This is a genomic window from Sphingomonas hominis, assembly GCF_013328205.1.
In the GTDB taxonomy this organism is placed as follows: Bacteria; Pseudomonadota; Alphaproteobacteria; order Sphingomonadales; family Sphingomonadaceae; genus Sphingomonas; species Sphingomonas hominis.
This window is the reverse complement of record NZ_JABULH010000004.1, coordinates 1-12,837: the sequence shown is the minus strand read 5'-3', so window position 1 is coordinate 12,837 and position 12,837 is coordinate 1. Positions and strand designations below refer to the sequence as shown.

The window sequence follows — 12,837 nt, the reverse complement described above, 5'->3', positions numbered from 1 at the left end:
CGGCTGTATCGCCCGATTTTTAACCCTCAATGATTGTGCCGGGGCGTGCGCGCCGCGATCCCGCGGTACGGCACCGCGAACTCAAGCACCGCACCGTCGCCGAGCTGCCCGGTCTTCTCGCGGTACAATTCCTCCCACGGCGTGTTGCTCGACGGGATCGGCGGCGGCGGCCCGCCGCGGCGGGCTGCGATCTCCGCTTCGTCGACCAGCGCGTCGCAGCGGCCAGCCCTCAGGTCGATGCGGATCGTGTCGCCGGTTCGCAACCACGACAAACCGCCGCCGACTGCGCTCTCCGGGCTCGCATTGAGGATCGACGGGCTGTCCGATGTGCCCGACTGCCGCCCGTCGCCCAGAGTCGGCAGCGCGGTGATGCCGCGCTGGATCAGGTAATCGGGCGGCTGCATGTTGACCACCTCGGCCGAGCCGGGCCAGCCGATCGGTCCGGCGCCGCGGATCACCAGAATGCAGCCCTCGTCGATGGCGAGCGCGGGATCGTTGATGCGGCCGTGGTAGTCGTCCGACCCCTCGAACACGATCGCGCGCGCCTCGAACACGTCCTCCGACCCCGGTCGGCGCAGGTAGCGGTCGCGAAAGGCAGGCGAGATGACGCTGGTCTTCATGATCGCGACGTCGAACAGATTTCCCGACAGCACCAGAAAACCTGCCTGCTCCATCAACGGCGCATCGAAGGCGCGGATCACTTCGCGATCGCGCGCGGCACGGCCCGCAATATTCTGCGCGAGCGTCTGCCCAGTGACGGTCAGGCAATCGCCGTCGAGCTTGCCCGCGTCGAGCAATTCGGCGAGCACCGCCGGCACGCCGCCCGCGCGGTGGAACCGCTCGCCCAGAAACCGCCCGGCCGGCTGCACGTCCACCAGCAGCGGCAGGTCGTAGCCGACCTCCGACCAATCCGCCGCGGTGATCTCCACACCGGCGTGGCGCGCCATGGCGTGGATGTGCGGTTGCGCGTTCGACGATCCGCCGATCGCGGTGACTACGCGGATCGCGTTCAGGAAGCTCTCGCGCGTCAGAACCTTGGATGGACGCAGATCCTCATACGCCATGTCCACGATGCGCCGGCCGGTCTCGTACGCGTACTGCCCGCGCTCGCGGTACGGCGCGGGGATCGCGGCGCATCCGGTCAGCGACAGGCCCAGCGTTTCCGCCACCGCGTTCATCGTCGACGCGGTGCCCATGGTGTTGCAATGCCCCGCCGACGGCGCGCTGTCGGTCGCGCGTTGCAGGAACTCCTCCTCGTCGATCTCGCCCGACGCCAGCTTGCGCCGCGATCGCCAGATCACCGTGCCCGATCCGACCAGCTCGCCGTCGTGCCAGCCATCGAGCATCGGCCCGCCCGACAACACGATCGCGGGGATGTCGACGGTGGACGCAGCCATGATCCCCGACGGCGTCGTCTTGTCGCATCCGGTGGTCAGCACGACCGCGTCGATCGGGTAGCCGTACAGCGTCTCGACCAACCCCAGATATGCCAGGTTGCGGTCGAGCGCGGCGGTCGGGCGACGACAATTCTCGAAGATCGGGTGGACCGGAAACTCCATCGCGATCCCGCCCGAGTCGCGGATGCCGTCGCGCACGCGCCGGGCGAGGTCCAGGTGGATGCGGTTGCACGGTGACAGGTCGCTGCCGGTCTGCGCGATGCCGATGATCGGCCGTCCCGACCTGAGCTCCGCCGGCGTCAGCCCGTAGTTCATGAAGCGTTCGAGATAGAGTGCGGTCATGTCCGACCGCGACGGGTCGGCGAACCAGTCGCGAGAGCGGAAGGGACGAACCGGTTGGCGCTGCACGCGAGAACTCTCCTGCCGGGGTTGTCGCTGCTGGTCGCCTCCCCTAAGCTGTTATCGCTACCATCAAAAAACCGTTCGTCAAGCTCGATGGTGCCTGGGCCGCTGGCGCGGTGCCGCATCGGACTGGCGGCGGATCAGCGTGTAATCGAGCCAGCGATGACGCAGCGACGGGTCGAGCCCGCGAGCGCCTCGAATTTCGGATAACAGCAATTCAAGCGCGGCGCGCGACATGTCGGCGATCGGCTGGTGAACCGTCGTCAGCTCGGGCCAGATCGTCGTCGACAAGGTGGTGTCGTCGAACCCGCACACCGTCAGGTCACCGGGCACGTCGAGCCCGCGGCGATGCGCCACCGCGACCGTGGCCGCTGCCATGTCGTCGTTGGACGAGAAGATCGCCGATGGCGGCTCCGCCAGCCCGAGCAGCTCCTCCGCCGCATCGAGCCCGGATCGATAGGTATAAAGGCCGTGCGCGATCAGCGACTGATCGAGCTCGATCCCCGCCTCCTCCAGCGCGGCGGCATAACCCTCCAGACGACGCTCGCTGGCCGACAGATTGGGGTTGCCGGTGATGAAACCGATGCGACGATGCCCAAGCGCCATGATGTGCCGCGTCATCGTCAGCGCGGCCTCGCGGTCGTCGATCCGTACCGCCAGCACGTCGTCCGACGGCACGCCGCTCGCCACCGATACGGTCGGTATCTTCGCCTCGGCCAGCAGGTCCAGCACGGCGCGCGCCTCGCACAACGGTGGCGGCAGGACGATGCCGTCGATCCGACCCGCGATCAGATGCTTGGTCACCTCGATCTCGTGTTCGCCGAGCTCGCATTTCTCCACCACGATCTGCACGTCACTGCGCGCCGCCTGATCGAGACTGCCGAGCAGAAATTCGCTCAGGAACCCGGCGCTAGGATTGCTGTACAACAACCCAATCCTGATCTGTCCCGCGCCTGCCAAGCTACGCGCCGCGGAATTGGGCGCGTAGTTGAGCGTGGTAATCGCGGCGTTGACCTGATCGCGCGTCGTCGGGCGCACGTTGCTCTCACCATTGATGACACGCGACACGGTCATCGGCGACACGCCGGCGAGGCGGGCAACGTCGCTGATCGTGGGTGCACCACCTGCGCGCCGCGATATCTTGCCAGCAGGAGGTGAAGGAGGTTGCATCGGGTATCGGTAACGCAAACGCGATCGGTGGCAAAGGTTTGTTGCACATCCGCGGCTGGCCCTTTTCGGCACTCTCCGACTCTGCGCCGAGCCCAGTGGATTGTGCCTTGCGACGAGCGCGCGATCAGTTATGATAGCGCTATCTAACGCCCCGACGCGGACAGGTCTCGTCAGAAGATCGCTTCACCAGAGAGGATTCACAACTTGATGCGTTCCCGCTTGCTGCTCCTATGCGCGGCCACTGCCATCGTATCCGCTTCCGCCGCCGTGATCGCGCAGACGCCTGCCAAGCACGGGTCCAAAGAGGCAAAGCTCAACTACGGCCCCAACGCGCGCAGCCCCGAAGGCAAGCGGTACCGGTCACAACCGCTCGTCACCAGCATTTACACCGCCGATCCGTCCGCGCACGTGTTCAACGGCAATATCTACGTTTATCCCAGCCACGACATCGAGGTCGCGACGCCCGACGACGATCTCGGCAACCAATATGCGATGCGCGACTATCGCGTCCTGTCGATGGACCGCGTTGGTGGCCCTGTCACGGTCGGTCCGATCGCACTCGACGTAAAGGACGTACCCTGGGCGTCGCAGCAGATGTGGGCGCCTGATGCGGCCTACAAGAGCGGCACTTATTACCTATATTTCCCGGCGCGCGATAAGCAGCTCGACAAGAATGGCCTCGGAACGTTCCGCATCGGAGTCGCCACCTCCAAGAGCCCGACCGGCCCGTTCAAGGCCGATCCCAAGCCGATCGCCGGCAGCTACTCGATGGACCCGGCGGTGTTCACCGACGCCGACGGCAAGAGCTACATGTACTTCGGCGGCATCTGGGGCGGCCAGCTGCAACGGTGGAAGGACGGTACGTTCGACCCGAACGGGTCCGACACCGACCTGATGCAGGACGACAAGCCAGCGATATCGGGCAGGATCGCCCGGCTCAACGCGGACATGAAGAGCTTCGCCGAGACGCCGCGCGACGTGCAGATCCTGGACGAGAGCGGCAAGCCCGTGCTCGGCGGCGATCACGAGCGACGCTTCTTTGAAGCCTCATGGGTGTTCAAGCGCGGCAATACCTATTATTACACCTACTCGACCGGCGACACGCACTTCCTGAACTACGCCACCGGCAACAACCCGTACGGCCCGTTCACCTACCGCGGCCACATCCTCAAGCCGGTGCAGGGCTGGACCAGCCACCATTCGATCATCGAGCATGGCGGCAAGTGGTGGCTGTTCTACGCCGACACGCAGCTCAGCAACAAGAACCACCTGCGCAACGTTAAGGTCACCGAGCTCAAGTTCGCGCCCGACGGCTCGATCCCCACCATCGATCCGTTCCTGAACTGATGTTCCTCGGCATCGACATCGGCACCTCGGGCGTTAAGGCCGTGGTGCTCGACGAGGCGGGCAGCGTCGCGGCACAGGGCGTGGCGGCCCTGACCGTCCAGCGTCCGCATCCCTTGTGGTCCGAGCAGGATCCGGCTGCGTGGTGGAACGCGACCGAGGCGGCGGTGCGCGCGATCGACCCGGCGATCCGGCGTTCGGTGCGCGGCATCGGGCTTGCCGGACAGATGCACGGCGCGACGCTCCTGGGTGCCGACGACCAGCCGCTGCGCCCCGCGATCCTGTGGAACGACGGGCGCAGCGCCGATGAATGCATCGAACTGGAGCGCGCGGTGCCCGACCTGCGCCAGATCGCGGGCAACATCGCGATGCCCGGCTTCACCGCGCCCAAGCTCGCCTGGGTCCGCCGCCACGAGCCCGAGGTGTTCGCGCAGATCGCCACGGTGCTGCTGCCCAAGGACTACGTCCGGCTGCGGATGACCGGCGATAAGGCGTCCGACCTGTCCGACAGCGCGGGTACGCTGTGGCTCGACGTCGCGAAGCGCGCGTGGAGCGACGAGCTGCTCGCCGCCTGCGGACTGACGCGCGCGCAGATGCCCGCTTTGTTCGAGGGGTCGCAGATCACGGGCACGCTGCTGGCCGACGTGGCGGAACGCTGGGGCATGCCGTGCGTGCCGGTCGCGGCGGGCGGCGGCGACAATGCGGCGGGCGCGGTCGGCGTCGGCGTGGTGTCGCACGGCGACGCGCTGCTGTCGCTCGGCACCTCGGGCGTGATCTTCGTCGCGACCAACGATTTCCGACCCAATCCGGCGCGCGCCGTCCATGCCTTCTGCCACGCATTGCCGAACCTGTGGCACCAGATGTCAGTGCACCTGTCCGCCGCGTCGTGCATCGACTGGGTTGCGCGGATCACCGGTGTGGCGGGCGCGGCCGAACTGTTCGCGCGCGCCGAGGCGGCCGGGCCGGCGAGCGGACCCGAATTGTTCCTGCCCTACCTCTCGGGTGAGCGGACGCCGCACAACGATCCGGCGGTGCGCGGCGCCTTTCTGCGGCTCGACCACGACAGCGACGCCGGACGCCTGTCGCAGGCGGTGCTCGAAGGCGTCGCCTTCGCACTGGCCGACGGGCTCGCCGTGCTGCGCGAGGCAGGCACCGTCGTGGAGCGCTTGTCGGTCATCGGCGGCGGCGCCCGGTCGCGCTATTGGGGACAGGTGCTCGCCGCCGCGGTGGAGGTGGAGCTCGTCTACCTTCAAGGCGGCGAAGTCGGTCCCGCGCTCGGCGCCGCGCGGCTGGCGCAACTCGGCGTCGACGGCGGCGACCCCGCCACCGTCTGCGCCGCACCGCCCGTGTCGCACAGCATCATGCCCGACCCTGCTCTCGTCGCGGCACTGGCCGAGAAGAAGGCCGCGTTCCGCGACGCATATCCTCGCATCACATCCAAGTCCTAGGAAGATTCCATGTCCGATTTCTTCGCCGACATTCCGCAGATCACGTTCGAAGGTCCCGACAGCTCCAACGAACTCGCCTATCGTTACTACGACAAGAACCGCGTGGTCATGGGCAAGACGATGGAGCAGCACCTGCGCTTCGCCGCCTGCTTCTGGCACACCTTCTGCTGGCCGGGCTCCGACGTGTTCGGCGGCGGCACGTTCAACCGCCCGTGGCACGCCGGCGCCAACGACAGCGCGGCCGCAGCGTCTAAGCGCGAGGTGGCGTTCGACTTCTTTAAGAAGCTCGACATACCCTTCTACTGCTTCCACGATGTCGACGTGATGGCCGATGCGGCGAACGTCGCCGAGCACCGCCGGTTCTTCGCCGAGGCGGTCGACCACCTGGAGCAGTTACAGGCCTCGTCGGGCCGCAAGCTGTTGTGGGGCACCGCCAACGCGTTCAGCCACCCGCGCTACGCCGCCGGCGCGTCGACCAACCCCGATCCGGAGGTGTTCGCCTTCGCCGCGATGCAGGTGCGCGACGCGCTGGAAGCGACGCACCGGCTGGGCGGCGAGAATTACGTGCTGTGGGGCGGTCGCGAGGGTTACGAGACGCTGCTGAACACCGATCTGAAGCGCGAACTCGATAATTTCGGCCGCTTCCTCAACCTGGTGGTGGAGCACAAGCACAAGATTGGCTTCACCGGCACGATCCTGATCGAGCCGAAGCCGCATGAGCCGACCAAGCACCAATATGATTTCGACACCGCGACGGTGTACGGCTTCCTCAAGCGCTACGGGCTCGAGAACGAGGTGCGCGTCAACATCGAGGCCAACCACGCCACCTTGTCGGGCCACACGTTCGAGCATGAGATCGCGACCGCGGGCGCACTCGGCATCTTCGGCTCGATCGATGCCAATCGCGGCGATCCGCAGAACGGCTGGGACACCGACCAATTTCCGAATTCGGTCGAGGAGCTGACGCTCGCGATGGTGGAAATCATCCGCGCCGGCGGGTTCACGACCGGCGGGTTCAACTTCGACGCCAAGGTCCGCCGCCAGAGCGTCGACGCGGCTGACCTGTTCTACGGCCACATCGGCGGCATCGACGTGGTGGCGAGGGGTCTGCTCGCCGCCGCCGCGATCATTGAGGACGGGCGCGTGGACGCGATCAAGGCCAAGCGCTACGCCGGCTGGGACGGTGAGTTCGGCTCGGCGATCGGCGACCTCGACTTGGCCGGCATCGCCGACCTGGCAGTCGAGCGCGCGATCGATCCCAAGCCCGTATCGGGTCAGCAGGAGCGGTTGGAGAATTTGATCAATCGCTTCGTCTGATACGAGCAGGTGACCCGGCGGGCGGTTCGGTTATCCGGCTGCCCGGTTCGGATCGGCTTCACACGCGCTCGGCGGCTGTACGAGACGGCATCATAGCCTGAGTCGCAGCAAGGAGCCGTCGAGTAGCAGTAGCGAGCCGACCCGACCTGACCATCATCGCGAGGTGCATCCATGTCGCTGCTTGCTCCCTGTGTCCGTCTGGTGCCGATCGGTGTCGCAGCCGTCGTGGCGCTTTCTTCAGGAGCGCTGGCCTTGCAGGCCGACGCGGCGATGCAGTCGAGCGCCGCGCCGCAGAACCGCGAGGCGCTCGCCAGCGCCCTGCCCGACACGCCCGGCAGCGGACCGTTTTCTGCGCGAAAGGAGATGGACGCAACGCTGCCCGACCACGTGATCTACCGTCCAGCCGATTTGTCCGCCGCCGCAACCCGCAAGCTGCCGATCGTGGTGTGGGGCAACGGCGGCTGCGCGGGCGATGGTGCGGGACAGCGCTTCCACCTGCTGGAACTCGCGTCGCACGGTTATCTGGTGATCGCCAACGGCACGATCGCCAGCGGCCCCGGCTCGCACCGCCTGCCCCCGCGCCCGGTCTCGCCGCCCGGCCCCGCTGGCGCGTTCGTGCCCCGCCCCCGCAGACCTTCGCGACCCAATTGACCGCAGGAATCGATTGGGCGCTGCGCGAGAACAAGCGTCGCGGCAGTCGCTATTTTGGTCGGCTCGATCCTGACGCGATCGCCGTGTCGGGCTGGAGCTGCGGCGGGGTGCAGGCGCTCACCATCGGTAGCCGCGATCCGCGCGTGAAGACGATCGTGCTTCACAACAGCGGGCTATTTCCACCCGACGCGCCCAAGCGTCCCGAGATGACGCTCGAGAAGGCGGCACTCGCCCACGTTCGGGTACCGATCATCTACATCTTGGGCGGCGCGACGGACATCGCCTACGCGAACGGCAGCGACGATTACGCCCGGCTCAGGAACGTGCCGGCGGCCAAGGTCAGCCTGAACGTCGGACACCAGGGCACGTTCTTCGAGCCGAACGGCGGCTGCGCGGCCGTGATCGCCCGCACGTGGCTCGACTGGCGGCTGAAGAACAGCGCACGCGCACGTGCGATGTTCGCCGGTAGCAACTGCACATTTTGCGACGATCCCGCAGTCGAGTACCTGCACAAGGACTAAACAACTGAGCCGAGGTTCGGCGACTGTTCCGACGCGTGGCGCCACTCTGCGATCCTATTAAGATCGTCGCTGATAGCCGAGTCCGGTAAATCTGCGTTTCACCCTTGTTAGCGCTCCCACAACGATGCTAGCCTCGGTGAAACACCGGTATGCGGGGATGATGGGATGAGGATGTTGGGAGCGCTGCTGGCGCTGGGCCTGGCCGGGACGGCGATGGCGCGCGACACGGCCATGGACGTTCCGATCGCCAATCCGATCATCCGCGACAAGTTCACCGCCGATCCCGCGCCCTTGGTCGTCGGCGACACGCTCTACCTCTACGTCGGCCACGACGAGGCGCAGCGCGACGAGATGTTCAACATGCGCGAGTGGCTGGTCTACTCGACCAAGGACATGCGCACGTGGGCCGATCACGGCGCGATCATGCGCGTCGCGGACTTCAAATGGGCGCAGAAGGACGCCTGGGCATCGCAGACGATCGCCAAGAACGGCAAATACTGGTTCTACGCCGCGGTCGAACACGACCAGACCCATCCGGGCAAGGCGATCGCGGTGGCCGTCGCCGATACACCCACCGGGCCGTTCCGCGACGCTAAGGGCTCGGCGCTCATTACCAACCAGATGACGCCCAAGGGTACACACAGCTGGGAGGACATCGACCCGACCGTCTTCACCGACGATGACGGCACCACTTGGATCGCCTGGGGCAACCGGCAATGCTACATCGCCCGGCTGAAACCGAACATGATCGAGATCGACGGCCCGATCACCGAGATCACGCCGCCGCATTTCGAGGAAGGGCCGTGGCTGCACAAGCACGGCCGCACCTACTATCTGACCTACGCCTCGCTCGATCGCCGTACCCAGCGCGACGAGCACGTGTCCTACGCGACCGCGCCGTCGATCGAAGGGCCGTGGACGCCGCGCGGACTGCTGACCGGGTCGGGCAAGTACAGCTTCACCATCCACCCCGGCATCGCCGAGTTCCGCGGCCGATCATATTTGTTCCTGCACAATGCCGACCTGGCGGTCGGCGGTCAGAGCGGCGCGATCGGTCGCCGCGCGGTCACGGTCTATCCGCTTCACTACAACAAGGACGGCACCATGCAGCCGGTCGTGCAGACGACCCAAGCCGCCCGTCGATAAAGGAGAGTCGAGTATGAAGCGCCTGTTTAGAGCTGCCCTGTTGCCCCTGATGATCGCGTCCGCGACGCCTGCTGTGGCGCAGGACGATCGCATGACCCCGATCGCGACACCGGCGCAGCCGACCGCCATTCCGCTCGGGACCGGTGCGTTGCCGAACGCGCCGGTGGCCGAGAGCTGGCACAGCCAATATGGCAGCGTGTTCGCACGCAACGTGCGCGAGGCAACGCTCACCCCGTTTCTGCCCGACCCGGCCAAGGCGACGGGCACTGCCGTGGTGGTCGCGCCCGGCGGCGGCTTTCGTACCCTTTCGATGCAGAACGAGGGCTGGGAGGTGGCCAAGGCGCTGCAGGCGCGCGGCGTGGCGGCGTTCGTGCTCAAATACCGCCTGAACCAGACGCCCGCCGGCATGCCCGCGTTCGAGCGCTCGATGAGCGAGATGTTCTCCGCCACCGCGCGTCCGACCAGGCCGACCCCGGAGCAGCAGATCGCCGGCCTCGCGCCGCAGATCGCGGACGCGCGCGCCGCCTTCGCACTGATCCGGCGACGCGCGGGCGAGTGGAAGGTCGATCCCGCCCGCATCGGCATGATCGGCTTCTCCGCCGGCGCGATGCTGACCATGGCGACCACGCTGGCCGGCGGCGACGCAAATCCCACGTTCATCGCCAACATCTACGGCCCCCTCGCCCCCGTCACCCTGCCCGCGGACGCACCGCCGCTGTTCGTCGCGCTGGCCGCAGATGATCCCTTCTTCGCCAACGCAGGCTTCGGCCTGATCGAGCGCTGGCATGCCGCGAAGCGCCCGGTCGAGTTCCACTTCTACGAACAAGGCGGTCACGGGTTCGGCATGTATCCCAAGCCGACCACCAGCACCGGTTGGTTCGACGCCTTCGCGCGCTGGCTCGACATGCATGGCTGGACCAAGCGCACGAACTGAGCGCACGCAGAAGATGGCTAGCGACAGCAGCGGAACGATGGGCGACATGGATCGGCGCACCGCACTGTCGCTGGCCGCGATCACCGCGGTTCAGCTCGGCTCGCCGACGGCATTGATGGCGCAGTCCGTTCAGGCGGAAGACGCGGCGAAGTTGCCGAATGACCATCCCAGCCTCTGGTATCGTCAGCCGGCGCGTATGTGGCTGGAGGCACTGCCGATCGGCAATGGTCGGCTCGGAGCGATGATCTCGGGCAGGGTTCGCGACGAACTTATACAGCTGAACCTCGACAGCTGGTGGGCGGGGCAGCCCTATGATCCCATTAACCCTTCCGCGCGCGAGGCGCTGCCGCGGGTTCGCCAACTGATCTTCGACGAACGGATCGCAGAGGCGCATCGGCTCGCCGATGAGACTTTGGTCGGCCGCCCGGCGACGCAGATGCCCTATCAGACCGCGGGCGCGCTGCTGATCCAGCTGTCCAATGTCAACGACAATGACGCGGACGCTTACGAGCGCGAACTAGATCTAGACGCCGCCGTGGCGAGCACTCGGTTTACCGCCGGCGAACGACGCTACACGCGCGAAGTGTTCGCCTCCGCCATAGACGGCGTCATCGTGTACCGCCTCGCCTGCGACCGTCCCGGATCGATCGACGCGCAAATCGCATGGCGCGCCAACGACGGTGGCAAGTCCGCGGGTAAAGTTATGCCGCCCGATTCACTCGGCACCTCCGACGAGCTGCTGGCTGTCCAAATGGGCAAGGCAAGTGCCGACATGCCGGGCGGGTTGCGGCTGGCGGCGAACGTCAAGGTGCTACCGCGCGGCGGGCGGACCAACCGTGAAGGCGACGCCGTGATCGTGCGCGGCGCAGACGAGCTGCTCATATTGGTCGCACTCGCCAGCGACCATCGCGCATTCGACCTAATCGGCGGCGATCCTGTCGCTGCCACCCGCGATGTGCTGCGTGCTGCCGGGCGCAAGTCCTACGCGGCGCTGCTGAACGATCACCTCGCCGACCACCGTCGCCTGTTCCGTGCCGCCTCACTCTATCTCAGGTGATCGCCAGCGGCCGATCTACCGACTGACGCGCGTGTCGCGATCAGCCGACCGGCCGACGATCCCGCACTTGCGGCGCTCTACTTCGCCTATGCACGCTATCTGATGATCGCCTGCTCGCGCCCTGGCGGGCAGCCCGCCAACCTTCAAGGCACGTGGAACCACAGCGATACGCCCGCATGGGGTTCAAAATATACGATCAACATCAACACGCAGATGAACTACTGGATCGCCGAACCGGGCAATCTGGCTGAATGCGCCCTGCCCCTCGTGGCGATGGTTGAGGAACTCGCCCGCTCGGGCGCACGCACCGCGCGCGAGATGTACGGCGCGCGCGGCTGGGTCGCGCACCACAACACCGACCTTTGGCGCGCATCCGCACCGGTCGACGGCGCGTTTTGGGGTCTGTGGCCGATGGGCGGCACGTGGCTGTGTCTGCATCTTTGGGATCATTACGATTACGGTCGGGACCGGCGCTTTCTGGAGCGTGTTTGGCCGGTTATGCGCGACTGCGCTTTGTTCTTCCTCGACACGTTGGTGCCGGTGCCCGGCTCCGACCGGCTGGTGACCAACCCCTCGGTCTCGCCGGAGAACGATCATGGACATGCAGATCCTGCGCGACCTATTCGATCCCTGCGCCGACGAGAGTGCGATACTGAAACGTGACGCCAACCTATGTCGCCGCTTCATCGCCGCGCTCATGCGCCTGGTCCCCAACCGAATCGGACGGTCGAGACAGCTGATGAAATGGCAGGAAGATTGGGATGGCAACGCGCCCGATCAGCACCACCGCCACCTGTCGCACTTGTACGCGCTCCATCCCAGCCACCAGATCAACCGTGACAATACGCCCGCGCTGGCCGCGGCGGCGCGGCGGTCGTTGGAATGGCGCAGCGACGCATCGACCGGGTGGGGGCTGGCCTGGAGCACCAACCTGTGGGCGCGGCTGGGAGATGGTGACCGCGCGCATAAGGTTCTCGAGGCGCTGCTCTCCTCACCGCGTACCTACCCCAATCTCTTTCGGTGGTGCGAGCGCAATAATCGAAATGCTGGTGCCCAGTCGCGGCGATTTGATCGAAATCCTGCCCGCCCTGCCAAGCGCCTGGCGCTCCGGATCACTCCGCGGCATCCGAGTCCGCGGCGCAGCCGAGCTCGACATAGAGTGGAGCGAAGGGCGACTAAAGGCGTGCGTAATTCGCGCTCACTTGAACGGCAAACGCACGATTCGGTATGGTTCTCTTGTGAGAGAGATAACGCTCCTTCAAGGACGAACCCTGCGTTTCACCGATCGCGATCCTTAGACCGAGTTAATTGTCAAGAGCGCGTGACGATCTGAGCGACCATCCGGTGCTGCCGCTCCAACGAACGACGACGGCGCCTGTGAGGGCGGCGTGTATTGTCTCGTGGGGTTTTGGTTGCGGGGACAGGATTTGAACCTGTGACCTTCAGGTTA

11 protein-coding genes and 1 pseudogene are annotated in these 12,837 nt (G+C 66.3%); 10 read left to right on the top strand and 2 right to left on the bottom strand.

The features are described 5' to 3' along the window. Positions 1-26: 26 nt before the first annotated feature. The gene (locus HRV97_RS10220; protein WP_174194185.1) at positions 27-1,805 is read right to left on the bottom strand and encodes a dihydroxy-acid dehydratase; all 1,779 of its coding nucleotides are present in this window, start codon (positions 1,803-1,805) and stop codon (positions 27-29) included. 78 nt (positions 1,806-1,883) lie between these two features. Then, positions 1,884-2,969 carry a LacI family DNA-binding transcriptional regulator gene (locus HRV97_RS10215; RefSeq protein ID WP_174194184.1) on the bottom strand — a complete coding sequence of 362 codons (1,086 nt, stop codon included), beginning with the start codon at positions 2,967-2,969 and terminating at the stop codon, positions 1,884-1,886. A 207-nt stretch (positions 2,970-3,176) separates the two neighbouring features. Here HRV97_RS10215 and HRV97_RS10210 point away from each other — a divergent pair, with 207 nt between their 5' ends. The 10 genes and pseudogenes from HRV97_RS10210 (at position 3,177) to HRV97_RS17850 (ending at position 12,685) form a co-directional block, all read left to right on the top strand. Then, positions 3,177-4,316: a glycoside hydrolase family 43 protein gene (locus tag HRV97_RS10210; protein WP_174194442.1), complete on the top strand. Its 1,140-nt coding sequence runs from the start codon at positions 3,177-3,179 to the stop codon at positions 4,314-4,316. Then, the gene (gene xylB / locus HRV97_RS10205) at positions 4,316-5,761 is read left to right on the top strand and encodes a xylulokinase (protein WP_174194183.1); all 1,446 of its coding nucleotides are present in this window, start codon (positions 4,316-4,318) and stop codon (positions 5,759-5,761) included. The genes HRV97_RS10210 and xylB overlap by 1 nt, the downstream gene beginning before the upstream one ends. 9 nt (positions 5,762-5,770) lie before the next feature. After that, positions 5,771-7,078, top strand: a complete 1,308-nt coding sequence (gene xylA, locus HRV97_RS10200; protein ID WP_174194182.1) for a xylose isomerase — start codon at positions 5,771-5,773, stop codon at positions 7,076-7,078. 171 nt (positions 7,079-7,249) lie between these two features. Next, entirely contained in the window at positions 7,250-7,729 is a 480-nt protein-coding gene (locus tag HRV97_RS10195) for a hypothetical protein (protein ID WP_174194181.1), read from the top strand. Further along, positions 7,726-8,250 carry an alpha/beta hydrolase gene (locus HRV97_RS10190; protein WP_174194180.1) on the top strand — a complete coding sequence of 175 codons (525 nt, stop codon included), beginning with the start codon at positions 7,726-7,728 and terminating at the stop codon, positions 8,248-8,250. The genes HRV97_RS10195 and HRV97_RS10190 overlap by 4 nt, the downstream gene beginning before the upstream one ends. A gap of 165 nt (positions 8,251-8,415) precedes the next feature. After that, positions 8,416-9,396 carry a glycoside hydrolase family 43 protein gene (locus HRV97_RS10185; RefSeq protein ID WP_174194179.1) on the top strand — a complete coding sequence of 327 codons (981 nt, stop codon included), beginning with the start codon at positions 8,416-8,418 and terminating at the stop codon, positions 9,394-9,396. A 13-nt stretch (positions 9,397-9,409) separates the two neighbouring features. Further along, complete coding sequence (locus HRV97_RS10180; RefSeq protein ID WP_174194178.1) at positions 9,410-10,330, top strand: alpha/beta hydrolase; 921 nt, start codon at positions 9,410-9,412, stop codon at positions 10,328-10,330. 13 nt (positions 10,331-10,343) lie between these two features. Further along, a complete protein-coding gene (locus HRV97_RS10175; RefSeq protein WP_174194177.1) occupies positions 10,344-11,387 on the top strand; it encodes a glycoside hydrolase family 95 protein in 1,044 nt (347 codons plus the stop codon). A gap of 39 nt (positions 11,388-11,426) precedes the next feature. Beyond that, positions 11,427-12,348, top strand: a pseudogene (locus tag HRV97_RS17855) (glycosyl hydrolase family 95 catalytic domain-containing protein); the annotation flags it as partial. After that, positions 12,338-12,685, top strand: a complete 348-nt coding sequence (locus HRV97_RS17850; protein WP_425505758.1) for a glycoside hydrolase family 95-like protein — start codon at positions 12,338-12,340, stop codon at positions 12,683-12,685. The pseudogene HRV97_RS17855 and the gene HRV97_RS17850, both read left to right, overlap by 11 nt. Positions 12,686-12,837: the final 152 nt, after the last annotated feature.